Genomic DNA, 26,482 nt, shown 5'->3' on the forward strand with positions numbered 1-26,482 from the left:
ACATAGCTTATTTTGAAGAAAATTGTTTTTTAGTTACATTGCTTGTTCTTCGCCCTCTAGCATTTCGTTAGCTGTTGTCAGATAGAACAAGTCTTTCGGGATTTTATATAAATTAAATTGCGCTTCACCACTGTTAACCTGCGATAATAATGTAGGATGGCATTCGTTTGCACTTACGACATAAGGTAACTTTAAAGCTGCACGTTGTGATTTTTGATTTTCAACACGTATACGGAGAAACACCGTATGGAAATTATAGTCAAAAAATAACTCGTTTAAAAATAGCATCTTTGCTTTTTGATTATAACCTTTGCCTTGATAGGGAAGTCCAATCCACGTTCCTAAAAAGCCTGCACCTTCCTCAACATCATGAATGCTGATGGTGCCGATTGGTTGACCCCAATCATCAGTAATGGTCCTAGAAATAGCGAGTCCCTTCGCTTCTTCTTCAATCAGTTGTTTTGTCATAAACCAATATTCATCAGCAGATGTGGCTTTTTGACGAACAAATGGGAAAACAGAAGGGTGTGATAATAGCTCATAAAGCTCTGTACATTCATGTAGGTCTCGATGTTTAAGCATACGAAACGCCTCCTTTACTAGGGTAGTTAAAACAATTCCGTTGAAACATAAAGAAGAAAACTAAAATTCGTACTGGAATTAAAACCCAAAGAACTAGACGTTATAACTATGATAACCATAATTTCCCGCTGTCTTACTGATTTTCGACCATACCGAAAAAAGGCTAGTTTTTTTAATATAATATAACAATCTTACTGTTTAATGCAATCATTTTACTCGCTAAAACAAAAATTAAGTTTAATAGTCAGTTAATTCTGAAAAGTAAATTATGTTATAAATACTTAATTTTGTATGAGAATTATTTAGGATATTAAGTCTATCATCTCAATTTTTACTAGGGTACAATAGTTATTCTATTTCTTTTGTATTATTTAATTTCTTGGAAAGAGGTAAACTATCAAAAAATACCCTAAAAAGGATATAATATCTGTAATTCAAAAGAAGTATTTCTTTTAAAATATGTTATAATAGTATTATTGATTTTTTTGTATAAATAAACATTAAAATAATAATTCTTTTCAACTTCAACGACTTATGGGGGTGACAGCATGGAGTATCTTTTAAGCGAAGAATTATTTAATGAATTATTTATTGGCAAGGATTTTGTCTTTCTAATGAAAAAGGTAGGAGACGATTATCAATATATTCGCTTAAATCAAGCAGCTCAAGCTTTGTTATCAGATAAGGCACTTGGGAAAATGCTTTCTACCGTTACCTCAAGTCACAATTTTTCAATTATTCAGCAATTTTATCATCAAGCCATTATGAAGCATGCTCAAATCGATTATGTGGATTATGCTTATTATAAATCGGAGATTCGAAAATATGAGACATCTGTTCGTCCGCTTACATACAAGGGCGACGACTATATTTTAGCCATTACAAAAGAGATTCTCTATGACCGTAATATTGAGGATAAGTTTTTATTTATGCGCTCTATGTTTGACCATGCATTTTTCTCAACTGTCATTCTATCTGCAGAAGGGGCAGTTTATGAAGTAAATCCTAGCTTCATGGAAGACTTTGGATTAGATAACGATGCCGTAAAAAGGAAATTGTTTGTTGATTTACCAATTGTTCCTAATGATGAGAGAGAAAACATTCAAACTTTTCTACAAAGAGCTGCAATGGGCGAAAATATTGGGGAGAAACTTATCAAGCTCCATACATTGGATAAAAAAGAGCGCTTCTATTTAATGTCACTTTCTCCTGTTATGCAAGGAGATAATTCATTTGCGATTTTTCTTATTATGCAGGATTTCACCCAGTTTACTGAGCAAAAAGCAGAATTACGTTTAAAATCGCATGGCTTAGAAGTTTTTAAGGCTGCGTTAAACTCTGCGACGGCCATTGCTATATGGGATGTTGATGGCATAATAATTGAAGTAAATGATCTATTTTTAAATGCGTCAGGCTATACGGCGGAGGAGCTTATAGGTAAACCTTATACGTTAATCGAACCTAGTTATCATACAGAGGATTTAATGCACTTAATTAATGAAACGCTTGAAGCGGGGGACATTTGGCGAGGCGAGCTGTGCTACCGTACAAAATATCATGCAGATTATTGGGTAGAAGCAGCAATTGTTCCGTTAAAAAATGAAGTAGGCAGGACAGAACAATATTTATCCATTAACTATGATATTACGGACAAGAAAAGAATGTTAACGGAATTAAAAAATATTGAACGCACATTTCGTCTAATAACTGAAAATACAAATGACTTGATTGTTATAACTAACGAGGATGGCATTATTATTTATGCTTCACCGTCCTATAGGATTTTCTTAGGCTATGAAAATGTAGATTTACAGGGTCAGTTTTACAGTGATATTGTCGATGAGGAAAGTAAAATGGCTTGGCAAACATTCTTAAATAATTATTCTGGACTAACGGATACACAATTTGAGCTATTACTCAAGGCCAAGGATGGTACACCTGTTTGGACAGAAGGAAACGTAACTGTTGTACATGATCCTGAACGAGAAAAAGTTTCCCAAATTATGATGGTATCTCGTGAAATTACGCATCGAAAAGAACGAGAGAATGATTTATTATATTTAGCCTATCATGATACGTTAACACAGCTACCCAATCGACGTTATTTATTAAAGGAGTTTCCAAAATTACTGGCAGAAGCACAAGAGACGGCTAATTGTTTGGCGATGCTTTATATAGATGGAGATGACTTTAAGGATGTAAATGATCATTATGGTCATGATACTGGCGATGACTTTATCCGAAAGTTTGGGCAAGTTTTAGTCAACTCTGTCAGAAGCCATGATTTAGTGATTCGTATTGGTGGCGATGAATTTATTGTCATTCTAACAGGGTTAACTAGAGATAGTGAAAAGCGAAAGGCTCAAATGATGCATATTATTCAGCGCATCCGAGAAGAACTAAAAAAAGGTTGGATTATTGAAAATAATTATTTTGCCCCGACTGCTTCGATCGGTGTTGCGTATTATCCTGATCATGGAAAAAATTTAGACGAATTACTGGATTTAGCGGATCAGGCGCTCTATAAAGCGAAAGAATTTGGCAAAAATAAACTTTATATTACGGAAGCGCATTAAAAAAAGTCTGTACAAACAAGTATTTGCTTGTGGTACAGACTTTTTATTTGATGTTATGCTATAACATGATAAGGAGGAATTCCTTATCACCATATTAGAATAGAAGGTGGAAAAATGCCTAAAAAGATACTTTTAGTGGAAGATGAAAAACATATCGCTCGCTTTGTAGAGCTAGAGTTAAAGCATGAGGGCTATGATGTGTTGGTCACTTTTGATGGACGTGAAGGATTAGCTCTTGCTTCATCTGAGGATGTTGATGTTCTTTTATTAGATGTCATGCTTCCAGGCATAAATGGTATTGAAATTTGTCGGCGCATACGAACGCAGTCAAATGTACCAATTATTTTGCTAACGGCACGTGACGCTGTGATGGATCGTGTAGCAGGTTTAGATGCAGGAGCAGATGACTACATTGTTAAACCATTTGCTATTGAAGAATTACTAGCTAGGATTCGAACAATTTTGCGCCGTGTAACACCAGACGAGCAAAACGGTGAGGCACTACAATTTCGCGATATTGTCATTGATGTAGCAGCCTACGAAGTACTTGTACAAGGAAAAAGGCTTGATTTAACGAAAACAGAATATGATTTACTGAAATTATTAATGGAACATAAAAATAGAGTTTGTACGCGAGAGCTAATTTTAACTTCTGTTTGGGGTTATGAAACTGATATTGAAACAAATGTTGTAGATGTATACATACGGCATTTACGAACAAAACTACCAGGTGATATGAATGCCTATATTGAAACCGTTCGTGGAGTAGGGTATGTGATGCGAGAATGAAAAAATTGAGAGAGATTTTTGTCAATCAATCATTGCAAAGAAAATGGATGTTTACGTCTAGTGCTGTTATCTTTTTTAGTTTTACAATCATTTGTATAGTCGTTTATATTTCATTGCATACATGGCTATTAAATGATGAGCAACTTAAAATTCAACGGACAAGCTATGATGTGGTGTCTTTTTTTGAATCACAAGGACCCAATCTGACCATTCAGCAAATTCAACAAAACATAGGGCTTTTAAATTCCAGTGATCAAACAGTAATATTGTTTAATTTAGATAAAATAGAGGTTTTACGTATTGTTAATACTTCAGGGGTTAATAATCCTTCACAGACTGCTCCTCTTACGCAAATGGGGGAAATTGTTGAAATGACAATTGATAAAAAGGATGTTTATGTTATTAATAAACCGATTCAGCTCGGTTTCTTTCGTGGATACATTCAGGTGATTCATCCATTATCAGGATTCCAGTCGTTGATGCATTATTTATTGACTGCCATGCTAATAGCAGGCTTAGGAGCTTTAGTATTATCCGCTTCAATTAGTTATTATCTAGCCAGTTATTTGATGAAGCCCCTACATGCTTTGCGTTCATCCATGAAAAACGTAATGGATAAAGGATTTAATGAACAAATTCAATTAACATACACGTCTCATGATGAAATAGGTGATCTCTTAAAAATGTATAATGCGATGATGAATGAACTGCAAATTTCGTTTACCCAGCAACAACAATTTGTTGCAGATGCATCTCATGAGCTACGAACACCTATTCAAGCTATTGAAGGACATCTATCTTTATTGAAAAGATGGGGAAAGGATGATCCAGAAATTCTTGAGGAATCTATTAATACATCATTAACTGAAGTTGCACGGATGCGCAAAATGATTGAGGAATTATTAGAGCTTGCACGTCGGGAGGAAAAAGATAGTAGCAGTGAGGCTAATGCAGTGGAAGTAATTGAAAGTGTTATCGAGGAAATGGAGCATCTTTATCCAGAAGCTCGAATCACGCTGTCTAAAAATGGAGAAATAGGTCTATTATTTATAACGGATAATGCGCTAAGTCAAATAGTACGTAATTTAGTTGAGAACGCCATTCGCTATTGTGAAAAAATTCCGGAGATTCAAATTACTTTATCAGTTGCTGGAAATGAGGCGCTTTTAAAAATAGAAGATAATGGAATTGGTATAGCGCAAGAAAATATATCTTTCATTTTCGATCGATTTTATCGGATTGATGAGGCTAGAAATCGTCAAAAAGGCGGTACAGGCTTAGGACTTAGTATCACAAAAATGTTGCTTGAAAAATATAATGGTTCTGTGGAAGTCAAGAGTGAGATAAATATTGGAACCGTTTTCTTCATTAAATTCCCGCTAAAATATTAAGAAAAATTCACGCTTTATTAAGTTATTTTAGCCTTTGCGAAAAAAATTGCTTAATTTCCTAAAAAGAGTTGTATTTTTTGTGAAGAGTAGTAAGATTGAGATGGAAAAAACGTTCTTTAAAATATGGATAAGTTGTGTCAAACATCCTTTAAAAGAACGGAAAAATATTATATAATTAATTGTAATTTAATTAATGGAACTGCCGAAAGGCAAAATTTGGAGGTCATTTTTCATGTCGAACAACGTTACAACTGTAAGTTCTCCATGGTCAGCTTTCTCTGGTCCTAACCTAGGATATGTGATGGAGCAATACGACTTATTCTTACAGTCTCCTGAAGAAGTAGAACCGGAGTTAGTATTATTATTCCAACAATTTGGTGCACCAGTAGTAGTAGAAGGTGAAGTAGCGGTAGCTAATAGCACAGCGGCTCCTGCTGGCGATTACAAAAAAGTATTAGCAGCTGTGAGATTAGCAGATGCAATCCGTACGCATGGTCATTTAGCGGCAGATATTTATCCTTTGAAAAACCGTGAACTACAAACAGCTCAAATTGAAGAAAGCGCGTTCAATCTAAGCGTTGCAGATTTAGCTGAAATTCCTGCAGCTATCTTCTTCAAAGATGTGCCAGCAAACGTGAAAAATGGTAAGGATGCAATTGATTACTTAAAATCTGTTTATACAGATAAAGTGGCATTTGAATATAATCACATCGCAGCAACAGAAGAACGTGATTGGATTCAAGCACAAATTGAAACAGGTTCATTTAAACAAGCATTATCTTCTGATGAGAAAAAAGCATTATTAGATCGCTTAACACGTGTTGAGAATTTTGAGAAGTTTATTCATAAAACTTTCGTTGGTCAAAAGCGTTTCTCAGGTGAAGGTTTAGATACACAAATCGTTTTATTTGATGAAATTTTAAAAACAGCAGAAGCAAATAACGTAGAAAAAGTGCGTATTGGTATGGCACACCGTGGCCGTTTAAATGTATTAACTCATATTTTAAATAAACCATATGACATGATGTTCTCTGATTTTGCACATGTTTCCAACGAATTATTTTTACCAGAGGATGGTCGACTTGAAATCACTAAAGGTTGGACAGGTGATGTAAAATACCACATGGGTGCTTCTTACAATCGCGAATCTGGTATGAACGTTAAACTTGCTTATAACCCTTCACACTTAGAAGTAGGAAACCCAGTTGTTTTAGGTACTACTCGTGCAGCTCAAGATGATACGTCTACGCCAGGTCAAGCAATTTTTAATCGAACAAAAGGATTAGGTATTCTTGTACATGGTGACGCGGCATTCCCAGGTCAAGGGATTGTAACAGAGGTTCTTAACTTTGCGAAAACAGAAGGATTCACAACTGGTGGTACAATTCACATCATTGCAAACAATATGATTGGATTTACAACTGAACAACAAGATTCTCGTTCATCTGTTTATTCTTCTGACCCAGCAAAAGGTTATGAAGTACCAGTTATCCATGTGAATGCAGATAGTCCTGAGGCTGTATCATTAGTTGGTCGTTTTGCAGCTAGCTACCGTCAAAAATTCGGTAAAGATATTATCGTTGACTTAATTGGTTACCGTCGTCACGGTCACAATGAAACAGATGATCCAACTGTAACAAACCCAGAAACATATAAATTAGTAGCTCAACATGAAACTGTTCGTGCTTTATATGGCGCACAATTAGTAGCAGAGGGTGTTGTTTCGGCAGATGATGTTGCGGCATTAGATGCAGCAATTTATGCAGAAATGCAAGCTTCTTATGATCATGTTAAAGAAATGGCTGCTAAAGATGAGCACAAACATTTAGAAATGCCAGAAGAATTAAAGGTAGAGTTCCCACAAATTGATACAGCAGTTGGTGCGGAGCGTCTAGAAACAATAAATGAAGAGCTTTTAGTGTTTGAAGAAAAGTTCGAGCCACAGAAAAAACTTGGTAAGATTTTAGAAAAACGTCGTGAAGCATTTGCTTCTGCAAAAATTGATTGGGGCCATGCTGAAACTTTAGCCTATGCTACGATTATTCAAGACGGCACTCCAGTTCGTTTTACAGGGCAGGATGCACAACGTGGTACGTTCTCGCAACGTCACTTAGTATTACATGATAAAAACAATGGTAATGTATTTACACCACTTCACCATATTTCTGGTGCAAATGCATCATTTACAGTACACAACTCTCCACTGACAGAAGCAGGGGTAGTAGGCTTTGAATATGGGTATAATTTAGAAAATGGCCATGTACTATCAGTTTGGGAAGCTCAATTTGGTGACTTTGCTAATATGGCACAAGTGATGTTCGATAACTTTATTTCAGGTGCACGTGCTAAATGGGGTCAAAAATCCGGTTTAGTCATTCTTTTACCTCATGGTTATGAAGGCCAAGGTCCAGAGCACTCTTCAAGCCGTATGGAACGTTATTTACAAATGTCAGCAGAAAATAACTGGTTCGTAGCAAACTGCTCAAATGCAGGTAACTACTACCACTTATTACGTCGTCAAGCAGCGTTACTAGGAACTGAAGGTGTTCGTCCACTTGTGGTTGTATCACCTAAATACCTACTTCGTCACCCATTAGCTGCAGCGAATGCTGAGCAATTAGCAAATGGTTCATTCCAAGAGGTAATTGAACAACCAGGTCTAGGTTCAAAACCAGAAGCTGTAGAGCGCATTGTACTTGGTACTGGTAAAGTGATGATCGACATTGCAGACCGTATTAAAGACGGTGAAGGTTTCGATCACTTACACATTATTCGTGTAGAACAACTTTACCCATTCCCAAAAGAGCAAGTTGCTGGTATTATTGCTAAGTATCCGAATGTTAAAGAAGTAGTATGGGTACAGGAAGAACCGAAAAACCAAGGTACTTGGAATTATGCATTAGAAACACTTTATGAACTTTCAGAAGGTAAAAAGCTTCGTTATGTAGGTCGCCCTGCAATGAGCTCTACTTCAGAAGGTGATGCAGATTCTCATAAAGCTGCTCAAGCCGCAGTTGTAGAAGAAGCGGTTGCTGAGCCTGTAAAGGTTAAATAATCATATATTAATTTTTGAAGCCGGGCTGCTTGCTTAGGCGGGTGGCCCTTCTATGTGCATTATGCACGTTAATTAAAGGAGGAAATGAAAGTGGCTGAAATTAAAGTCCCTGAATTAGCAGAATCGATTACAGAAGGAAGTATCGCACAATGGGTAAAAAAAGTGGGCGATCGCGTTGAGAAAGGTGAATTCATCGTTGAACTTGAAACAGATAAAGTAAACGCTGAAATTATTTCCGAAGAAGCAGGTGTCTTAACTCAAATTTTAGCTGAGGAAGGCGATACTGTACTTGTTGGTCAAGTTATCGCAGTTGTAGAAGCAGGCGAAGGTGCAGCACCAGCTCCAGCTGCTCCAGCAGAAGCAACACCAGCGCAAGCAGTACCACAAGCAGCACCTGCCCCAGTTGCGGCAGCTCCAGTTGTGGAAGAAACTTCTGGTGAGCGTGTAATCGCATCTCCAGCAGCACGTAAACTTGCTCGTGAAAAAGGTATTGATCTTGCTGCTGTATCTCCAGTAGACCCACAAGGTCGTGTACGTGTCCAAGACGTGGCAGCTCATGGGACAGCTCCAGTAGCAACAGCGCAAGCTCCAGCAGCGCCAAAAGCGGTAGCGGCTGTAGATGAATCACGTGTAACAGTAGAAAAAATGAGTCGTCGTCGCCAAACAATTGCGAAACGTTTACTTGAAGTAAAACAATCTACTGCAATGTTAACTACATTTAACGAAGTTGATATGACAAATGTTATGGCTTTACGTTCTCGTAAAAAAGACCAATTCTTCGAGTCGACAGGCTCTAAACTTGGTTTCATGTCATTCTTCACAAAAGCAGTAGTAGCAGCACTTAAAAAATACCCATATGTGAACGCACAAATAGTTGGTGACGAAATTCACTTAAACAACTTTTTTGATATTGGTGTAGCTGTATCGACAGAAGAAGGTTTAGTGGTACCAGTTGTACGTGATGCTGACCGTAAAAACTTTGCTGAAATTGAAGATGCAATTGCGGACCTAGCGAAAAAAGCTCGCGACAAAAAATTAGGTTTAGCAGATCTTCAAGGTGGCTCATTCACAATTACAAATGGTGGTGTATTTGGTTCATTAATGTCTACACCTATCATGAATGGTACACAAGCTGGTATCTTAGGTATGCACTCCATCAAAAAACGTCCGGTTGAAGTGAATGGTGAAGTAGAAATTCGCCCAATGATGTACCTAGCGCTTTCTTATGACCACCGTATTATCGATGGTAAAGATTCTGTAGGCTTCCTTAAAACAGTAAAAGAATTACTTGAAAACCCAGAAGATTTATTATTAAATTCTTAATTTCCAAAGCCCTGCGATTTGTGCAGGGCTTTTTCTTTTATATGCAAGATAGAATTAGCTGATAGAAATGCCAAAATGGTGGATAGAATCCCCAAAGTAGTGGATAGAACCTTCAACGTGATGGATAGAAACATTGTACGGTGAACACCATTGTTCTTAAAGGTACTTTTGGAATGCTAGTATTACTATCAATGGTAATAATTTGCGATTTTTTTCACTAAAACTTCAATATATTTGCTTACATTGCAAAAGTAAATAATGGATTTATAATAGATAAAACCCTAATATTGTCATTAATCAGAAAAATGATAAAATTATCTTGACGAATAAGTTCGTTTTATAGTAGTATCTAGATATCAATTAAATAAACAAACCTCACATTAATTTTGTTGTGAGGTAGAGGCGCGGTATTTATTAGTCCATTGTTGAGTACAAGCAAGCGAAGACGCAATGGAGAAGGAAATATCGCCGAAGTATAAAAGGAGCTCGTACTTTTATACTGGGTCTGCAGTGAATAAGTGCAGGACTGTCCTAGTAAGTTGCTTTCCACATTTACTAGGTTGTGCTATCTCGGAAACATGGAAATTATAGTGAGGATTTGGGCAACTGTCAATTAAAGGTAAGACCTAAGTTCAAAGCTTAGGTCTTTTTTAGTACAGTTGTCTTATTTTTTTACAGAAAAGGGGAGTTTTTCATGAAAAGAAAATGGTTGTTAGTAATGATCTCTATTATGACAGCAATTGTGCTAGCTGCTTGTGGTGCTGGCGACAAAAAGGATTCAGGTAAATCTGGAGATGCTGGTACTGATGTAGGTGGATCAGAAGATGGTGGACAATTCCGTATTGGGATGGAAGCTGGTTATCCTCCATTCAATTGGACACAGCAAAATGATGCAAATGGCGCAGTAAAAATTGCAGATAATGCAGAGTATGCAGGCGGCTATGATGTTCAAATGGCCAAAAAAATCGCTGAAGGTTTAGGAAAAGAATTAGTGATTGTCAAAATGGAATGGGATGGTTTAGTGCCAGCACTTCAATCCAATAAAATTGATGCTATTATTGCTGGGATGTCTCCTACTGAGGAACGTAAGCAAACGATTGATTTCACTGAAAACTACTATACTTCTGATTTTGTAATGGTTATTAAAAAAGGGAGTAAATATGAAAAAGCAAAATCAATTCAGGATTTCTCCGGTGCTAAAATTACTTCACAATTAAACACTTCAAACTACAATGTGATTGACCAAATCAAAGATGTACAAAAGCAAACTGCTATGGATAACTTCCCAGCAATGCGTGTAGCTCTAGAGGCTGGCAAAATTGATGGCTATGTAGCAGAACGTCCTGAAGGTATTTCAGCTGCAGCAGCTAATGGTAAATTCGCATATGTAGCGTTTGAAGAAGGCTTTGATACAGATCCTTCTAACACATCCATCGCAGTTGGTTTACGTAAAGGTGATGCAAATCTTGACAAAATCAATGAAATTTTAAAAGGAATTTCAGAAGATGATCGCCAAACAATTATGGAAGAAGCAATTCAGCAACAACCAGCAGCGCAATAACATGAATGCACGGACTCTTTGCTAGTCCGTGCAATGTCATTTCATCATTATTCAATGAGAACCTCTCTAAATAATGATAATGTCTTAGCTAAACATTTCATAAAATAGTAGAACAATCGTGTTTATCATGGCAGATAGCTAGGATTATAAAGAAGAAACAAGCAACACTATGTTGTTAGGAGGAACATCATGAGTCTTGAATGGATTATCTCTATTGTAGAGAACAACTGGCAAATGTTTTTACGAGGTGCGTATTATACCTTATTGATTTCGAGTATTAGTACAATTATTGGTGCATTTATCGGATTTTTCATCGGGATTATGCATACCATTCCGGTTCGTAAAAAAGGTGTAAAGTTTTACAGTTTAAAGCTGATTAATTTTATACTAACATGCTATGTTGAATTCTTCCGTGGTACACCAATGATTGTACAAGCGATGGTTGTCTTCTACGGATTGGATATAGCATTTGGTATCGACATGCATTTTATTACAGCAGGTATTTTAGTAGTTTCTTTGAATACCGGTGCCTATATGGCTGAAATAGTGCGTGGTGGTATTGTTTCAATTGATAAAGGTCAATATGAGGCAGCTTCAGCTATCGGTATGAATCATTTCCAAATTATGCTGCATGTTGTACTGCCACAGGTTGCGAGAAATGTATTACCTGCAACAGGGAACCAATTAATTATGAATATTAAGGATACTGCTGTTTTAAACGTTATCGGGGTAACGGAATTATTCTTCCAAACTAAATCAATTGCAGGGAATAACTTCCGCTATTTTGAATCATTCTTTGTAGCTTGTGTCCTTTACTTTATTATGACATTTACAGCATCACGAATTTTATTATATGTTGAAAAACGACTTGATGGACCAGATGCCTATCAAAAAGAACAGAAAGAAGCGATATAGGGGGACGCACAAATGACAGTTATTAAAATCAAGCATTTAAGTAAATCATTTGGTCGTAACCAAGTGTTAAAGGATGTCAATTTTCAAGTAGAGAAGGGGGAGGTAGTGTGCTTAATCGGCTCCTCTGGATCTGGTAAATCAACATTACTTCGTTGCATCAATTTATTGGAAACGCCAAGCGGTGGACAGATTATCTACAAAGGTGAAAATATTCTGGATGACAAGCATAACATTCAAAAATATCGTACACATTTAGGTATGGTTTTCCAGCAGTTTAATTTATTTAACAACCATAATGTATTGAACAATTGTACAGTTGGTCAAATAAAAGTATTAAAGCGTTCAAAATCAGAAGCTGAAAAAACAGCTTTAGAATATTTAAAAATTGTTGGTATGGATCAATATGTTAATGCCAAGCCAAGACAGCTATCTGGTGGGCAAAAACAGCGTGTGGCTATTGCGCGTGCACTATCGATGAGTCCAGATGTGATGCTGTTTGATGAGCCGACATCTGCTCTTGATCCAGAAATGGTAGGGGAAGTATTAAAGGTTATGCGTCAACTCGCAGATGCAGGAAATACGATGTTAATCGTGACACATGAAATGGAATTTGCAAAAGAAGTAGCAGATCGTGTCGTATTTATGGACAAAGGGGTAATTGTAGAGGAGGGACCACCTTCTCAGGTTTTAGTTACGCCTCAGCATGAGCGAACGAAGGAATTTTTAAAGCGTACATTAAAATAAATTCCAGATAGGTATAAAAAAAGTGAGTCCAATAAATGGGCTCACTTTATTTTCTAGAATTCCATTCTGCATAAAGAATAAAGCAAATTGCAAATGCTGCGGCAATGATAAAAAACCATTGCGGTACACCACCAAAGCTCATAATAACACCTCAAAGTAAAAATTTATAATAATAATGGTTGTTTATCAAGAAAATATGGTCTTCTATGGTTTTTTTCTCCACAAAAGATCTAAAATATTATAAAATAAGCAGTAGACATTAGCTTCAAGCTAGTAAAGAGAGGTAGAGAGATTATGTTACATTTAAAATGGAAAGATGCGCCAACACTTCGCACAGTCAAGTGCAAGCATACAAATGCATCTAAATACTTAGTGTCCAATGTATTAACGGTTGGAAAAGATTATGAAGTTAAAAATGAAACAGAAGAGTTCATCTTTATTATCGATAATACAGGTAATATCGGTGGCTATTATAAAGACTATTTTGAATAAGCTTCACAAAAGTAGGGTGGTTCAGACGATTTCTGAGCCACCCTTCGTTCATAAGAAAAATAGCATTAGTCCTTCTTAAAGCCCTTTAATTCAGCGACATCTTGTAAATGCTGTTTTTCCTGTTCTGTTGCAGTATGGAGGGCAAAGACATCCTGAATAGCCGTCTTGAGCTCCTGCTGAGTTTCTCTGAATTTTGATACTTGCTGTTCGAAAGAGGGGCTCGTAAAGCGATCGTGTGTGCGAGACAAACGTTCCTCAAGTTGTGCATAGTGTTGATCCATATTCATGGATAGCATCATGGCCAGCTGATTTTTCCAAAGCGGTATAAGGGTAACGATTGAAAATTCGATTTTTTCTGCAAGTGTTTGGTTTGCTTGCTGAATCATACGTATTTGAGGTGCAGTCTGTAGGGCAACTTGCTGTGAAACTTGTAAGTCATAAATGCGTTGATCTAGACGTTCAATTTGAGCAGCTAAGTCATTAAGCTGTTGGACTGCAAGAGGTTGTTTTGCTGCCTGTACACTTTGCACCTTTGTCGGTAGTTCTGTCTCAATGGCTTGCTGCTTTTTCATTTGTCCTGCAGCAATCGCAGTGGCAAGCTCCTCAAAAAACCCTCTATTATGTGAGTAAAGATCCTCAAGCATCTCTACATCCTTTATGAGCTGAATCTGTGCACGTTCTAGCTGTACACCAATTCGTTCGACTTGGATACTGATTCGTTCAAACTCTGTTAATGTTTGCTTAATTGGGCGTTCCGTTTTACCAAACATTTTTTTGAAGAAAGATTGCTTTTTTGGCTCTAAAGCATTAGGATCTACACGATCTAATGTTTGCATTAATGAATCTAACATTTGTCCAATTTTGGTAACATCCTTCTGTTTCACCTGTGCAAGCATGCGATCAGCGAAGTGAGAAAGTGATCGTTGTGAATCTTGCCCTAAAGATAGTACGGATTCAAAATTTTCCAAATCGATTTGACTAGCATATAGAAGTGCACGACTTTGCGCAAGAGGCGATAGCGTTTCATAGGTCGCCATCGCCTCGTTATTCGTTGTTTCTAAATAAGTTTGTACAAGGGGGGAGAGCCCTTGTATTGTATTAAGTTGAAATGCATGATCATTTGCTGTCACTTATCATCGCCTCGCCACTCCAATTGTTCTCTTCTTCTATTATTGGAACGATTCGCGAATTCGATTTCCATTTGAAGATGATCGATATCATTGGAAAGCGCATCCTTTAAATCAATCTGAATCGTATCATTTAAATCCGTCAGTGTTTCCCTTGTTTTAGATAAAGTTATTTGAATTTCTGAATCCTTTACAGGCTGCTTCGATAGCATTGTATATTTATCCGTTAATTCTACAGCAGAAGGTAGATGTGCATAAAAAAATTGCTCTACATTATAAAATTTACGAGGATCTGTCTTGACAATTTTTACAATGTTTTTTGAAATACGCGTCATTTCAAGCAATTGCTTAAATGCTGCAACAGAGCGTACACGTAAGTAGTTTTGGCTCAATGTTTGGATATGTTTATTGGCAGTTATAATTTGGGTTTCAATATGTTTATATTCTTCTTTTGTTATACCAGTTAATTGCATAACTTTCTTCTTCTGTCTATGTTTCAGCAACGCTGTACTCGTCGCGTAAGTTCCAGCAAAAAATAAACCACCAAGGAAGTATCCTGGATTTGCCACAATTGCTGCAAAGGAAACAGTTGTTAGAGAAATAAAGAAGCTAGCGGTATGTCTAGTGAAAAACTGTTTGACACTAAGCATTGTTTCTTCCTCCTTGCTTTTCAATATGTCTATCTTCTTATACGAAATAATCGACATAAAGTTTCATTGAAAAATTAAACCTTACATAAATTTTACTGCTAATTGTTAAGTTTCTCAATGATAATACTTTAAATACTGGCAATCTTTGGAGCCATATTAATAACTATCATAGATTAACATTTCCAATCGGTTTGTGCTTATGCTTATTTTGATGAATATGTATTTAATTTAGGTTAGCCTTTTCTATGTTCCTATAACATCCGTTTTAGTTATAGGTAGGGAGGAGGTCGCGTTTTTCTGGAAACCTCCTGAAGATAACAAAATGCCATAAGTAATGATGGCACCGTTATTAATGATACCTGTAAATGTTATGCCTGAAAAATTTAATCATTTAATCCCTTACCATTAAAAATTTGCTGCGTATATTTTTCAATCCTTGACACTCTTGTTTTAGATTGTTTAGCTTGCGAAAAATATAGAATGTATGCTCTTTGCCTTCCCGGCGTTAGTGCTTCAAAGGCAGTTTTCAAGGCTGGCTCTTCTTCAAATTTTTGTTGAAGTTCATCAGGGATAGTCTCCGTATCCTTTTTTAACTCTACCTCCAAGCCTGCTTTCTCGACTGCAATTGCTTCTGAGACATAGTCCTTTATGATTGCTTCCTTTTCAACTATTTCTTGAACATTGGTAAAGCGAATTTGGCGTGCTGCCTGAACATTTTCGGTTTGCTGAATGAGAATCCCGTGCGTATCCTGTAATAGTGCTCCCTTGTGAAATAGAAGCGCACAATATTCTTTAAATCCATGAATTAAAACTATATTTTTATTATTAAGCGTGTAACAAGGATGCATCCACTTAAATTCTTCAGTCAGCTCACAATCAAGAACAATTTTTCTTAACGTTCTATATTCTTCTTGCCATTTTTTTGCCTTACTTATAAATTCATCAACCTTAGGATTCATACTATTCATTACGGAACACCTCACATCAATTTGTTAATCTGAAATCAAGAAAGACAAAATCAATTTCATCAATTGATTTATAATAAAACATGAGATGGTGTCATGTCTAGCATAGCCAAATGTACTGGGGAGCTACAAATCGGAACCTAAAAAAAGATTGAAGCAATAAACCTCAATCTTTAGAAAAATTTGCCTAAGCAGCATTTCATTTTGAGAGTATCATCAATCTTATATTCACTAGCTTTTGTCCTAATTAAACAATATCTGACTCCATTCGCACATATCCTTTTAAATCATCATGAAGCTCTAAAGTAAAGGAATTAGAATCTGCTTGTGGACTTACACCTTTTTGAACAAATATCAGGAATTCTTCTATTGCCTTTTTAGATCCCTCTACTTCAACTTCAATCTGTTCTTGGACATTGAGCTTACAATATCCCTTTAATCCTAGTTCAATCGCTTTTTGTTTAATGAAAAAACGGTAGCCTGTACCATATACATCACCAAAAAATTTAATCAGCGCTCGCTTGTTCACGCTAAAACCTCCTACTAGTTAAGGAGGGGAAGAGTCCCCTCTACTTAGTGCATTACACGTTCTTTTTCTAAATGAGCAATTAAGTTATTAATAAAATAGAGAACTTTCTCAGATGCCTGGTCAACTTCTTTTAAATGAATTTCGGCTTGTTGTATATGACCAGCCTTATGAGCCTCTGCTGCTAATTTTGCTGACTCATGGACACGTATATGATAGGCGTCTAGATCACGATAATCTTGTAAGTGTCCAAAACGTTCTACAGAGCGTGGAGAAGTATACCATTTACCTAGACGGCAATCTTTATGAGAAGATACATCACTCGGTTGTACATTTTCAAGTCCGAGGAACATATTATAAATTCGCCATTTCCATAAAATATGATCTGCCTTTGATAATTGTAAAAGTGCTATGGATGATAGCTGAACATTATTATTGGCAACAATATCATTACGGAAACGGTTTATTTCTTTTCCTAATAAGTGTATATCACTAGATGTATTATGACTATATTCTCGAATATCATCCTGTAAATTAGATATTTCAATCATTCTTGTAGATACCTCGTCTATTGCTGCTGCCTGTTCCTGTGAGATAGCAGCCGTATTTGTGACATCCAGGTTAATTCCTTCAATGGCACTAACAATAGCGTTCAATAATGGCAACGATTCTTTTGCCTCAACGGTTGCATCTCTAATGATGTCTGTTGTTTCCGTAATGGAGTTAGCTACATCATTCGAATAGCTTTTTAAATGATGGACGTTCGTAGAAACCTCACTTAGTGCTGAGACAGTGCCCTCAGCAAGCTTTCGAACTTCCTGTGCCACTACAGCAAAGCCTTTACCGTGTTCACCTGCGCGTGCCGCCTCAATAGAAGCGTTTAGTGCAAGTAAATTTGTTTGATCAGCAATTTGGTTAATCAAGGTTACTACATGCTCAATATCATTTACTCGCTTTTGTAATTCCGAAAAAGATTCAACGATTGCTGTAAATGTTTCTTCTGTTTTGAAGATTTCAGATAATGCATGCTCAATAGCGTCTTTCCCTTTAATGGCATGATCTACAGATTCAGTTGTTTTTTCAGAAATATGGGAAGACATGCGGGCAACCTCATTAATAGAAGCGGCAATTTCTTCTGTTGCAGCGGTAGAGGATTGGATTTCTTCATTTTGTTTATCTAAACTGAATACTAAATCCTTCATGTACATAATTTTAGCGTTAACATCCATTAAAGAAGATATTTCTGCGACTACATTTTCAATAATTCGTTCTGTTAGTACTTCAACAAGGAGCTCTTGATCGACATTGACAGCAGATTGGAATGATTTCATGTATTCAAAGGCCTTATACGGTTTTATACCGAAATTATGCAAAATATATGTAGTAATATAAAAGGCAAATTGATTGAAAACAACAATTAGCTTACCAGGCTCATACTGATTTTTTCGAAACAAATTGAAAAATTTAACTGTTTCATCTACATACTCATCATCACGCGTAGCTAAGAAAAATTGTGTCAAATATCGATTAATATTTTCTTCACTAATTGTTTGCTGAGAGGTAGGGGAGATTTCACTTAAATAATTGTTGAAAATAGCATTCATAGATGGCGTGATATCTTTTAATTTATTGTAAAGAGCTTTTAAATTTTCCTCATCACGAGAATTGAAGTGGTTAAATGCTAAAGTTTGATGGAAACGGCCAGTTGCATTCAAATTGGTACCACGCTTTAATAATTCTTCGAGTTCTGCCTTCGGTCGAATACTTGAAAACATAAAAAAAATACCTCCCAAAAAGTATGAATAATAAGGTAATAATAGCATATTTCAGGGTGTTTTAATAGACATTTCAGGTGTGTTTGCTAAAATGAGAATATCTTATGACAGCAGGGAATGGGCAAATATGTATACAATACTTTACATGAAAGCTGATTATGAGCCTTGGTGGAAATTTGAAGGCTGGGAAGCTTTTATTCAAACGAATGAAACATTTGCAACGGAAGAGCAATTTAAATTGGCATTAGAGCAAAAATTAGAGCACTTTCGATTAACATACGACAATGAGGCAACTAAAGAAGGGAAATATTGGGCTTTTTGGTCGGAGGATGAAAGCTTTTATTGCGACGCTTGTGATGATGATACCCAAGTTTATCATGGTATTATAGCTATAAAATCAGAAGAATTGAAATAAAATTTTGAAATTAAATAAAAAAACAATTTTCTTTATTTGACAAAATTATGAATGGTGGTTATACTTAAGTTAACAATTTAATTGCTTCACCGGAAACATGAATTCACATATTACAAAAAGTGATCGCGTTAGTTCGGTACTCTTTGTAATATGTGAATTTTTTTCATTCGCTGAAGAAATTACATATTGTTCACTTTTATTTTTTGGAGGTTTTCTTAAATGAAACAAGGTACAGTAAAATGGTTTAACTCAGAAAAAGGTTTTGGATTCATCGAAGTTGAAGGTGAAAACGACGTATTCGTACACTTCTCAGCTATCCAAGGCGAAGGTTTCAAAACTCTTGACGAAGGTCAAAAAGTTGAGTTCGAAGTTGTAGATGGCAACCGCGGACCACAAGCTGCTAACGTAACTAAACTTTAATTCTCAGTAATTAAAATTACTTTCGTTAAACTTAAGGCATCCTATTTCCATAGGATGCTTTTTTTTGCATACTTTCAGGGTTAAAGGTATATTTCTATTTTAACAATAAAATTATTATGTAAACTAAATAAAACTGCTTATCTCCTAAAAAGAGAGAATAAGCAGGAGCAGTATGCTTTAATTATTGAGAATACGATGTAATTCTTGAACAGGTACAAATAAACCTACTTGACCATATGGCTCTTTTTTCATCGTGGCAAAGACAATTCCGATTACCTCACCATCATTATTTAACACAGGACTTCCACTGTTTCCTCGATACACAGGTGCTTTCATCATCATAACAGGCCCTTGCCAATCCTCAAGATATGTTGATTCAAGTAGTGTACCTTCATTAGCAATGCCCGTAAAGGCTAATGGATTGCCAATAAAATAGACATGTTCATTTTGACTATAGCTGGGATCTTCAGCAAGTGGAAGGGATGGTAGTTCATCACCAGTTACTTGCAATATTGCTAAATCAACATTAGGGTAGCTTTGCACTAACTTTGCTTGCATAATGCCCTCCTCAGGAAAAATAACCGAAAGAGTATGGGCGTCTTCTATAACGTGTGCATTGGTGACGATAAGTCCATCTGCTGAAATGGAGAAACCTGTACCTTTACTACTGCCAGTAGATACTTCTACCACCGATTTTTTATAGGTTTTTATATCCTCCTGTGTGGATAGCCTTGTTGATACCTTCAAAAATTCTATAGCTGGGATGGAGTAAATTTGAAAGATCACCGCAAATGTGTTAATAAATAACACAAGTGCCATACTCCAGACAACCCATTTGATTATCGGTTTTTGTTTTTTAGGTTTTTTACCTTGCTGGCGTTCCTCTCTTTCTAGAGCTAACGCCTTTTGCTGTTCAGCAAGGACAAGCTCAATCAATTCTTCTTCTGTTAGTTCTTCCTCAGTTGACCTATGTATATCATGCATTCATATTACCCCCATACCCAAAATAAAAGGCGCCGCAGAAAGTAAATCTGACTCGATTTTCTGTAAGGTCGACGTAATAATAAATCGTCACCATCATGTCCTCTATACGGATTAGTCCAATGTTTTTGGCAAAATATTTTGTAGTCGTTAGCGTATCAACAGTACATGTTAGCTGAATAACATCATGATAATCGGTAATGCCAACTGTAAGTGAAGCAGTCGATGATTGGATTGTCCAGCCATTGAAACGATGACCCCTGTTAAGGGCTTTTGTAAAATAGTTTCCATCACTGGCCATGAAGCTACTTCATGTGAGGAAGGTAGTTTGGAATTATCATCTAACACTTCCTTATAGACAAGCTCAATAGCCATATCTGTCATTCGATAAATCTTTAAAACTACAGGTGTTTTATCACCAACTTAACATTGCTTACGTCGCTACAGCCAATGATTAATAGTGCAAGAGAAATATAAGTAGCTTGTTGTCTCATAGGCAAACTCTTTCAGCTTTTTTCCTTCATTATACGTGAAGTTTAACGGAATACGAATGTTATGAATACCAGCTTTCTAAAAAGCTAATTTGTTTTTTTGATGCATCAACACGTATACGTAAACCAATTGGTATCGCATGGAGAGGGTGGGTGTGGCAGCAATCGACTTCCGCAATAATAGGAATATTGTTACCATCAAGAACCTCTAGCAGGACTTCAAAAGGTTTTCTCCCAGTTCCTAAATCGTCATATTGTTCATGTTTGCCTAAAATGATTGCAGCAGCTTTGTCAAAAACGCCATGTAATTTAAGCATAGTAAAGTTTTTCTCGACAACTGCAATGGTTTTGGATGTATCCTCAAGCAATAAAATATCTCCTTCTTTTATTTGTGGAAAAAAGGGGGTTCCAATAAAACCGTACATTGTATTGATATTTCCACCTATTAGACGTCCTTCAGCAACACCAGACTGGGCCGTAATCCAAGAATTCGGATGTTGTGTTTTTTCAGAAGTTTTTTCTAACCGATTTAGTCGGTCATCTGTCCAAATTGGTGGCACTGGCATATCGTAGGGAATGGGTAGAGAATGCATAAATAAATTTTTAAAATATTGTTGCGTATATTGCACAAATGGCGGAAATTCACCGAATGTTGAAGCAACAGAAGGACCGTAAAAAACAGGGATTTCCGTCTTTGCATACATTCCAAGTAATATAGCGGTCACATCAGATAAACCTACAAGCATTTTTGGATTTTGCCGAAATGCTTGATAATCCAAATAAGGCAACATACTATTAGCGTTTGTACCGCCCATTGTCGGTAAAATCATTTTTACTTGAGGATCACGTAGAAGGGCATTGAATTCTTGAGCACGTTCCTTCGGGGTACCAGAGCGATAAAAATCATCTTTGCCTGTTAAAGAACCCTCACGAATGATTAAGCCAAGTGCTTCCAGACGCTTCTTTCCACGTTCATAGCGAGCTTTTGCTGTTACAGTAGCTGGTTTGGAAGGCGAGTATATGCCGATCATATCGCCTTTTTTTAAAGGGGAAAACATAAAATACCTCTTTCTATTTTTTATCAGACAAGGCTATTATACATGATTTTACAATTTAATGGGCTAGAATGATTTACATAATAATATTATTATGTAAACTATATATCAGAAACTTGTAAGAGAGTTTAGAATTTACTATGATAGAAATGAAATTACCAAAAATGGGGGGCATCATAATGTATCGACTAGTAGATGATTTTTTAAATGATTGGACAGCAGCATCTCCAGGGACAATTCAAGTATTAAAGGCGGTAACGGATGACAAGCTAGGACAAAGCATCGTGGAAGGCCATAGTACACTTGGTTGGTTAGGTTGGCATTTAGTTGGCGCGGCAGGTTACTTTAGTTATTTAGCAGGTTTAAAGGTGCCGATGATTCGACAAGAAGATCCTATTCCAGCTACAGCTGCTGAGATTGTAGCGGCTTACGAAAAAATAGCAAATAGTATTAAAGAGGAAGCAGTAAAGCTATCAGATGAAGATTTAGTCGAGGAAGTAAAGGGCTTTGCAGGTCCAACCCAAAGAGGCGCATTATTACGTGTATTAATCGATCATCAAACACATCATCGTGGACAGATGACTGTGCTGCTACGACAAGCAGGTCTCCCAGTGCCAGGTGTGATGGGACCGACAAAGGAAATGCAATAAAATATAAGGCAGCAGACAAACATATTTTGGTCTGCTGCTTTTTTTGTTTGACACTTACCTACTAGTAAGTTAGTATATAGCCATGACAAATCGTAAATTACAAATTATCGAATTAGCCTTGAAAAAAATTCAAGAAAAGGGATTTTCAGCTTTTAGTTATGATGATTTAGCTAAAGAATTAGGCGTCACAAAAGCAAGCATTCATTACCATTTTGAAAAGAAAGGAGACTTGGGGATTGCTGTTTGCGAAAGGATTCAAAATGGACTTGAGGGGGCCTATACAACTATTAAAGAAGCAGCTATTAATGCTGAAGAAAAGCCTTTCGCCTTTATTTTACAACGAGTCAAATTTCTAGAACAGGACGGTGTTTGCCCGATTTCTGCATTACAGGCAGATTATAATGATTTACCATTGCAAATGCAGGAAAAAATTCAACAACTCAGTCAAATGGAAATCGATTGCTTTGTAGATTTACTGAAAGATGCAAAGCAAAAGGGCTCGTTACAAACGACTGAGGATTTGGAGGCACTGGCAATTATGCTTATTGCAAGTACGAAAGGAGCACTGCAATATAAGCGCGTATTAGGGGAAAGCTTCTTTACTAAAATGCTTGACCAATTAAAGGGACATTTACAATAATTCATGGAAAAAGTGAAGGAGAGTCATTCATGGTACGAAGAGTAGTAATAACAGGATATGGTGTAGTCTCACCATTAGGTAATTCAGTGCAAGCTTTATGGACAAATATTACAGAAGGAAAGTCAGGAATAAAAAAACTACAATCAGAGGAATTTTCTACTATTTCTACCCAAATTGCAGGATACATCACTTATTTTGATGCCGCTCAGTATATGGATAAAAAAGAAATTAGTAAATATGATGTCTTTATTCAATATGCACTTGCTGCTGCACAGCAAGCTTTGGAGCAAGCAAACTTAGATATGGGGAGTATTGATCAAACTCGTTTAGGCGTTTATATAGGCTCAGGTATTGGAGGCATTGATACTATTTTAGCAAATCATCAAAACATGCTGGATAATGGTCCACGTAAGGTTTCTCCCTTTATGGTACCCATGATGATTAGCAATATGGCCGCAGGTATTATAGCGATAAAAACGGGCTTTAAAGGCCCAAGCTTTTCACCAGTTTCAGCCTGTGCAACGGGGAATCAAGCAATTGGAGAGGCTTTCTTAAATATTAGACATGGTTATGCAGATGGGATTTTGGCAGGAGGAGCAGAGGCGCCAATTAATCCCCTTAGCTTTGCTGGTTTCTCTCGTATGAAAGCCATGTCTACAAGGAACGATGAGCCAACAAAGGCAAGTCGTCCATTTGACAGCCATCGCGATGGATTTGTGATGTCAGAAGGATCAGGTGTAGTATTTCTGGAGGAATATGAACATGCGAAAAAAAGAGGTGCAACAATTCTCGGTGAAATTGTAGGCTATGGCGTAACAACAGATGCTTATCATATTACATCCCCTGATTTTACAGGGGCGGCAAATGCGATGAATCTAGCCTTAAAAATGGCTGATATAGATTTGTCAGCTGTTGATTATATTAATGCACACGGTACTAGTACACCAGAGGGAGATAGATCTGAAACAAGGGCAATAAAAAGCGTTTTTGGTGAACATGCCTATCACTTAAAGGTAAGTTCTACAAAATCTATGACAGGTCACCTCTTTGGGGCAGCTGGAGGGATAGAAGCTGTTATTACCTTAAAAAGTATAATGGACAGTATTGTACCTCCAACAATCAATTATGAAACACCAGATCCAGAATGTGATTTAAATTATGTGCCAAACGAGGCGATACATCAACCAGTCAATCTAGCCTTGTCTAATGGCTTCGGTTTTGGTGGCCATAATGCAGTATTGGCTTTTAAAAAGTTTGAGGAATAGGTAGTAAAAAAAATAGATGATTCATTAAAGGATGGTATGAAATTGGATGTTCATGCCATCTTTTTATGTGTCATTCGTCAATAAGTTTTTCTTATGATTTTGTAGTGAAAATTCATATTTATGCTTATGTTCATTATGGGTTAAATTTAGGTATAGAAGGGGAGATGGAAGATGAGAATTTTTGATGCACATTTTCATATTATTGATTTTCCGATAAAAGAAAACCAGGGATACACACCTCCAAACTTTATTGTCGAAGATTATCAAAATGAAACTACTGAATTCAACGTCTTGGGTGGGGCGATTGTATCAGGATCGTTTCAAGGATTTGACCAGGAATACTTGTTGAAAGTATTCAACAGCTTTTTGATGAACAGGCTGCTGATAAGATCCTTTATAAAAATGCTCTTCAATGGTATTTTAAATAAACAAATCCTCTACCAAGGCTTACGGTAGAGGATTTTATGTGGAATTAGCTTAAACCTTGGCTATCTTTCCACTCTAAGAATTCATCATATGTTAATTGCTTATCTAAAATCGAGCCGTCTTCACGGATTTCGATGACACGGTTCGCAATTGTTTGGATAAATTGATGGTCATGTGATGTAAAGAGCATTGCACCTTTAAAGCGCATAAGTCCTTCATTTAGTGCCTGAATCGATTCAAGGTCAAGATGGTTCGTTGGTTCATCTAATAAAATAACGTTTGCTGTTGCAAGCATCATTTTAGATAGCATACAACGTACTTTTTCTCCCCCTGATAGTACGGAAGGGGATTTTTTCACTTCTTCACCAGAGAATAGCATACGACCTAGGAAGCCACGTAGGAAGCTTTCTGTTTCATCATCTGGAGAATATTGACGAAGCCAATCTACTAATGTTTTTTCCGAGCCTTCAAAATATTTATCGTGATCATTTTCAAAATAGCTTTGAGAAGTAGTCACGCCCCATTTGAATGTACCTGCGTCCGCTTCCTTTTCTTCCATTAAGATGTCAAGAAGCGCTGTTTTTGCCATTGGACTACCAAGTAAAACAATTTTATCTTCTTTATTCATAGAGAAGCGAATGTCTTTAAATAACGTTTCGCCTTCTTGACTTGCTGTTAGTCCATCAACAGTTAATACATCATTCCCAATTTCACGGCCGATTTGGAAGTTGATGAATGGGTATTTACGGCTTGAAGGTTTAATATCATCTAGCTCAATTTTATCCAGCATTTTTTTACGAGATGTTGCCTGTTTTGATTTAGAAGCGTTTGCAGAGAAACGAGCGATAAACGCTTGTAATTCTTTAATTTTCTCTTCCTTTTTGGCATTTTGGTCTTGCGCCATTTTTTGCGCTAATTGAGAAGATTCATACCAGAAGTCATAGTTCCCAACATACAATTGGATTTTAGAGAAGTCTAAATCCGCAATATGTGTACACACTTTATTTAAGAAGTGACGGTCATGGGATACAACAATAACAGTATTTTCAAAGTTAATTAAAAACTCTTCTAACCATTGGATAGCTTTTAAGTCAAGGTGGTTGGTAGGCTCATCGAGTAATAGAACATCCGGCTGACCAAATAGTGCTTGTGCAAGTAATACTTTGACTTTATCAGAGCCTTCAAGATCGCCCATTAGCATATAGTGAAGATCATCTGAGATACCTAAACCGTTTAATAATGTTGCTGCCTCTGAGTCAGCTTCCCAACCGTTTAGCTCTGCAAATTCACCTTCCAGCTCAGCTGCACGCATGCCATCCTCATCACTAAAATCTTCCTTTGCATAAATTGCATCTTTTTCAGTTTTCACATCATATAGGCGTTTGTTACCCATAATGACCGTATCAAGAACTGTATGCTCATCGTATTCAAAGTGATTTTGTTTAAGGACAGATAAACGTTCGTCCTTACCCATTGATACATGACCTTCCTGTGCTTCAATTTCACCAGAAAGAATTTTTAAGAATGTCGATTTACCGGCACCATTTGCCCCGATTAAACCGTAGCAATTCCCCGGTGTGAATTTTATATTTACGTCTTCAAATAGTTTACGATCGCCATAGCGAAGACCTACATTACTTACTTGAATCATGCAAGTTCCTCCTTTTT

24 protein-coding genes, 1 pseudogene and 1 riboswitch are annotated in these 26,482 nt (G+C 36.7%); of the genes and pseudogenes, 15 read left to right on the forward strand and 10 right to left on the reverse strand.

The genetic code is table 11. The features are described 5' to 3' along the window. Nucleotides 1-33 precede the first annotated feature (33 nt). Entirely contained in the window at nucleotides 34-582 is a 549-nt protein-coding gene (locus tag QNH24_RS12815; protein WP_283872658.1) for a GNAT family N-acetyltransferase, read from the reverse strand. Between the two features lie 548 nt (nucleotides 583-1,130). Here QNH24_RS12815 and QNH24_RS12820 point away from each other — a divergent pair. From QNH24_RS12820 to QNH24_RS12860, 9 genes are all read left to right on the forward strand, one after another. Continuing rightward, nucleotides 1,131-3,158 carry a diguanylate cyclase domain-containing protein gene (locus tag QNH24_RS12820; RefSeq protein WP_283872660.1) on the forward strand — a complete coding sequence of 676 codons (2,028 nt, stop codon included), beginning with the start codon at nucleotides 1,131-1,133 and terminating at the stop codon, nucleotides 3,156-3,158. 114 nt (nucleotides 3,159-3,272) lie between these two features. Then, nucleotides 3,273-3,947: a response regulator transcription factor gene (locus QNH24_RS12825; RefSeq protein WP_283872662.1), complete on the forward strand. Its 675-nt coding sequence runs from the start codon at nucleotides 3,273-3,275 to the stop codon at nucleotides 3,945-3,947. Then, nucleotides 3,944-5,338 (forward strand): sensor histidine kinase, encoded by a 1,395-nt coding sequence (locus QNH24_RS12830; RefSeq protein WP_283872664.1) that lies wholly within the window; start codon nucleotides 3,944-3,946, stop codon nucleotides 5,336-5,338. The genes QNH24_RS12825 and QNH24_RS12830 overlap by 4 nt, the downstream gene beginning before the upstream one ends. A 232-nt stretch (nucleotides 5,339-5,570) precedes the next feature. After that, nucleotides 5,571-8,393: a 2-oxoglutarate dehydrogenase E1 component gene (locus QNH24_RS12835; RefSeq protein ID WP_283872667.1), complete on the forward strand. Its 2,823-nt coding sequence runs from the start codon at nucleotides 5,571-5,573 to the stop codon at nucleotides 8,391-8,393. A 90-nt stretch (nucleotides 8,394-8,483) separates the two neighbouring features. Then, the gene (gene odhB / locus QNH24_RS12840) at nucleotides 8,484-9,716 is read left to right on the forward strand and encodes a 2-oxoglutarate dehydrogenase complex dihydrolipoyllysine-residue succinyltransferase (protein ID WP_283872669.1); all 1,233 of its coding nucleotides are present in this window, start codon (nucleotides 8,484-8,486) and stop codon (nucleotides 9,714-9,716) included. A gap of 389 nt (nucleotides 9,717-10,105) precedes the next feature. Further along, nucleotides 10,106-10,292, forward strand: a riboswitch (Lysine riboswitch). Nucleotides 10,293-10,410: 118 nt separating this feature from the next. Further along, nucleotides 10,411-11,277: a transporter substrate-binding domain-containing protein gene (locus QNH24_RS12845; RefSeq protein ID WP_283872671.1), complete on the forward strand. Its 867-nt coding sequence runs from the start codon at nucleotides 10,411-10,413 to the stop codon at nucleotides 11,275-11,277. Nucleotides 11,278-11,466: 189 nt separating this feature from the next. Further along, nucleotides 11,467-12,192: an amino acid ABC transporter permease gene (locus QNH24_RS12850; protein ID WP_283872673.1), complete on the forward strand. Its 726-nt coding sequence runs from the start codon at nucleotides 11,467-11,469 to the stop codon at nucleotides 12,190-12,192. Nucleotides 12,193-12,204: 12 nt separating this feature from the next. Further along, complete coding sequence (locus QNH24_RS12855) at nucleotides 12,205-12,936, forward strand: amino acid ABC transporter ATP-binding protein (RefSeq protein ID WP_283872676.1); 732 nt, start codon at nucleotides 12,205-12,207, stop codon at nucleotides 12,934-12,936. A 294-nt stretch (nucleotides 12,937-13,230) separates the two neighbouring features. Continuing rightward, entirely contained in the window at nucleotides 13,231-13,428 is a 198-nt protein-coding gene (locus QNH24_RS12860) for a DUF6501 family protein (protein ID WP_054771772.1), read from the forward strand. Nucleotides 13,429-13,493: 65 nt separating this feature from the next. Here the strand turns inward: QNH24_RS12860 and QNH24_RS12865 are convergent, their stop codons facing one another. The 5 genes from QNH24_RS12865 to QNH24_RS12885 all read right to left on the reverse strand — a co-directional run bounded on the left by QNH24_RS12865 (nucleotide 13,494) and on the right by QNH24_RS12885 (nucleotide 18,471). Continuing rightward, entirely contained in the window at nucleotides 13,494-14,558 is a 1,065-nt protein-coding gene (locus QNH24_RS12865) for a toxic anion resistance protein (protein ID WP_283872679.1), read from the reverse strand. After that, nucleotides 14,555-15,205 carry a 5-bromo-4-chloroindolyl phosphate hydrolysis family protein gene (locus QNH24_RS12870; protein WP_283872681.1) on the reverse strand — a complete coding sequence of 217 codons (651 nt, stop codon included), beginning with the start codon at nucleotides 15,203-15,205 and terminating at the stop codon, nucleotides 14,555-14,557. Before QNH24_RS12870 ends, QNH24_RS12865 begins: the two co-directional genes overlap by 4 nt. Before the next feature lie 383 nt (nucleotides 15,206-15,588). After that, nucleotides 15,589-16,173 carry a YdeI/OmpD-associated family protein gene (locus QNH24_RS12875; protein WP_283872683.1) on the reverse strand — a complete coding sequence of 195 codons (585 nt, stop codon included), beginning with the start codon at nucleotides 16,171-16,173 and terminating at the stop codon, nucleotides 15,589-15,591. Between the two features lie 244 nt (nucleotides 16,174-16,417). After that, complete coding sequence (locus tag QNH24_RS12880) at nucleotides 16,418-16,699, reverse strand: acylphosphatase (RefSeq protein WP_283872685.1); 282 nt, start codon at nucleotides 16,697-16,699, stop codon at nucleotides 16,418-16,420. Nucleotides 16,700-16,743: 44 nt separating this feature from the next. Continuing rightward, nucleotides 16,744-18,471 (reverse strand): globin-coupled sensor protein, encoded by a 1,728-nt coding sequence (locus QNH24_RS12885; RefSeq protein WP_283872687.1) that lies wholly within the window; start codon nucleotides 18,469-18,471, stop codon nucleotides 16,744-16,746. Nucleotides 18,472-18,562: 91 nt separating this feature from the next. Between QNH24_RS12885 and QNH24_RS12890 the strand changes: the two genes are divergently transcribed. Together QNH24_RS12890 and QNH24_RS12895 are read left to right on the forward strand one after the other, a co-directional pair. Continuing rightward, nucleotides 18,563-18,886: a DUF1033 family protein gene (locus QNH24_RS12890; RefSeq protein WP_283872688.1), complete on the forward strand. Its 324-nt coding sequence runs from the start codon at nucleotides 18,563-18,565 to the stop codon at nucleotides 18,884-18,886. A gap of 219 nt (nucleotides 18,887-19,105) precedes the next feature. Next, nucleotides 19,106-19,306 carry a cold-shock protein gene (locus QNH24_RS12895; RefSeq protein WP_004230088.1) on the forward strand — a complete coding sequence of 67 codons (201 nt, stop codon included), beginning with the start codon at nucleotides 19,106-19,108 and terminating at the stop codon, nucleotides 19,304-19,306. Nucleotides 19,307-19,483: 177 nt separating this feature from the next. Here the strand turns inward: QNH24_RS12895 and QNH24_RS12900 are convergent, their stop codons facing one another. The 3 genes from QNH24_RS12900 to QNH24_RS12910 form a co-directional block, all read right to left on the reverse strand. Continuing rightward, nucleotides 19,484-20,290, reverse strand: a complete 807-nt coding sequence (locus QNH24_RS12900) for a S1C family serine protease (RefSeq protein ID WP_283872691.1) — start codon at nucleotides 20,288-20,290, stop codon at nucleotides 19,484-19,486. A 168-nt stretch (nucleotides 20,291-20,458) separates the two neighbouring features. Beyond that, nucleotides 20,459-20,671: a hypothetical protein gene (locus tag QNH24_RS12905; RefSeq protein WP_283872692.1), complete on the reverse strand. Its 213-nt coding sequence runs from the start codon at nucleotides 20,669-20,671 to the stop codon at nucleotides 20,459-20,461. Nucleotides 20,672-20,840: 169 nt separating this feature from the next. Next, the gene (locus QNH24_RS12910) at nucleotides 20,841-21,836 is read right to left on the reverse strand and encodes a S66 family peptidase (RefSeq protein ID WP_283872694.1); all 996 of its coding nucleotides are present in this window, start codon (nucleotides 21,834-21,836) and stop codon (nucleotides 20,841-20,843) included. 176 nt (nucleotides 21,837-22,012) lie between these two features. Between QNH24_RS12910 and QNH24_RS12915 the strand changes: the two genes are divergently transcribed. The 4 genes and pseudogenes from QNH24_RS12915 to QNH24_RS12930 all read left to right on the forward strand — a co-directional run. Next, complete coding sequence (locus tag QNH24_RS12915) at nucleotides 22,013-22,483, forward strand: DinB family protein (protein ID WP_283872696.1); 471 nt, start codon at nucleotides 22,013-22,015, stop codon at nucleotides 22,481-22,483. Nucleotides 22,484-22,565: 82 nt separating this feature from the next. Further along, nucleotides 22,566-23,123 (forward strand): TetR/AcrR family transcriptional regulator, encoded by a 558-nt coding sequence (locus tag QNH24_RS12920; RefSeq protein WP_283872697.1) that lies wholly within the window; start codon nucleotides 22,566-22,568, stop codon nucleotides 23,121-23,123. Between the two features lie 29 nt (nucleotides 23,124-23,152). Then, nucleotides 23,153-24,388, forward strand: coding sequence for a beta-ketoacyl-ACP synthase II (gene fabF / locus QNH24_RS12925; RefSeq protein ID WP_283872698.1), 1,236 nt, complete (start codon nucleotides 23,153-23,155; stop codon nucleotides 24,386-24,388). A 171-nt stretch (nucleotides 24,389-24,559) separates the two neighbouring features. Then, nucleotides 24,560-24,739, forward strand: a pseudogene (locus tag QNH24_RS12930) (amidohydrolase family protein); the annotation flags it as partial. 121 nt (nucleotides 24,740-24,860) lie between these two features. On the opposite strand, the gene QNH24_RS12935 reads toward QNH24_RS12930, so the two are convergent. Then, on the reverse strand, nucleotides 24,861-26,465 hold the full coding sequence (locus QNH24_RS12935) for an ABC-F family ATP-binding cassette domain-containing protein (protein ID WP_283868015.1): 1,605 nt from the start codon (nucleotides 26,463-26,465) through the stop codon (nucleotides 24,861-24,863). Nucleotides 26,466-26,482: the final 17 nt, after the last annotated feature.

The sequence above is a fragment of the Lysinibacillus pakistanensis genome (assembly GCF_030123245.1).
Classification (GTDB): domain Bacteria; phylum Bacillota; class Bacilli; order Bacillales_A; family Planococcaceae; genus Lysinibacillus; species Lysinibacillus pakistanensis.

What these genes read in the sequence shown, in the direction of transcription:
- QNH24_RS12885 (WP_283872687.1), bottom strand. Translation starts at nt 18,471, where the DNA reads ATGTTTTCAAGTATTCGACCGAAGGCAGAACTCGAAGAATTATTAAAG.
- QNH24_RS12820 (WP_283872660.1), top strand. Translation starts at nt 1,131, where the DNA reads ATGGAGTATCTTTTAAGCGAAGAATTATTTAATGAATTATTTATTGGC.
- QNH24_RS12850 (WP_283872673.1), top strand. Translation starts at nt 11,467, where the DNA reads ATGAGTCTTGAATGGATTATCTCTATTGTAGAGAACAACTGGCAAATG.
- QNH24_RS12875 (WP_283872683.1), bottom strand. Translation starts at nt 16,173, where the DNA reads ATGAATAGTATGAATCCTAAGGTTGATGAATTTATAAGTAAGGCAAAA.
- QNH24_RS12915 (WP_283872696.1), top strand. Translation starts at nt 22,013, where the DNA reads ATGTATCGACTAGTAGATGATTTTTTAAATGATTGGACAGCAGCATCT.
- QNH24_RS12870 (WP_283872681.1), bottom strand. Translation starts at nt 15,205, where the DNA reads ATGCTTAGTGTCAAACAGTTTTTCACTAGACATACCGCTAGCTTCTTT.
- QNH24_RS12905 (WP_283872692.1), bottom strand. Translation starts at nt 20,671, where the DNA reads ATGACAGATATGGCTATTGAGCTTGTCTATAAGGAAGTGTTAGATGAT.
- QNH24_RS12900 (WP_283872691.1), bottom strand. Translation starts at nt 20,290, where the DNA reads ATGCATGATATACATAGGTCAACTGAGGAAGAACTAACAGAAGAAGAA.
- QNH24_RS12855 (WP_283872676.1), top strand. Translation starts at nt 12,205, where the DNA reads ATGACAGTTATTAAAATCAAGCATTTAAGTAAATCATTTGGTCGTAAC.
- QNH24_RS12825 (WP_283872662.1), top strand. Translation starts at nt 3,273, where the DNA reads ATGCCTAAAAAGATACTTTTAGTGGAAGATGAAAAACATATCGCTCGC.
- fabF (WP_283872698.1), top strand. Translation starts at nt 23,153, where the DNA reads ATGGTACGAAGAGTAGTAATAACAGGATATGGTGTAGTCTCACCATTA.
- QNH24_RS12890 (WP_283872688.1), top strand. Translation starts at nt 18,563, where the DNA reads ATGAGAATATCTTATGACAGCAGGGAATGGGCAAATATGTATACAATA.
- QNH24_RS12920 (WP_283872697.1), top strand. Translation starts at nt 22,566, where the DNA reads ATGACAAATCGTAAATTACAAATTATCGAATTAGCCTTGAAAAAAATT.
- QNH24_RS12830 (WP_283872664.1), top strand. Translation starts at nt 3,944, where the DNA reads ATGAAAAAATTGAGAGAGATTTTTGTCAATCAATCATTGCAAAGAAAA.
- QNH24_RS12895 (WP_004230088.1), top strand. Translation starts at nt 19,106, where the DNA reads ATGAAACAAGGTACAGTAAAATGGTTTAACTCAGAAAAAGGTTTTGGA.
- QNH24_RS12935 (WP_283868015.1), bottom strand. Translation starts at nt 26,465, where the DNA reads ATGATTCAAGTAAGTAATGTAGGTCTTCGCTATGGCGATCGTAAACTA.
- QNH24_RS12860 (WP_054771772.1), top strand. Translation starts at nt 13,231, where the DNA reads ATGTTACATTTAAAATGGAAAGATGCGCCAACACTTCGCACAGTCAAG.
- QNH24_RS12815 (WP_283872658.1), bottom strand. Translation starts at nt 582, where the DNA reads ATGCTTAAACATCGAGACCTACATGAATGTACAGAGCTTTATGAGCTA.
- QNH24_RS12835 (WP_283872667.1), top strand. Translation starts at nt 5,571, where the DNA reads ATGTCGAACAACGTTACAACTGTAAGTTCTCCATGGTCAGCTTTCTCT.
- QNH24_RS12910 (WP_283872694.1), bottom strand. Translation starts at nt 21,836, where the DNA reads ATGTTTTCCCCTTTAAAAAAAGGCGATATGATCGGCATATACTCGCCT.
- QNH24_RS12845 (WP_283872671.1), top strand. Translation starts at nt 10,411, where the DNA reads ATGAAAAGAAAATGGTTGTTAGTAATGATCTCTATTATGACAGCAATT.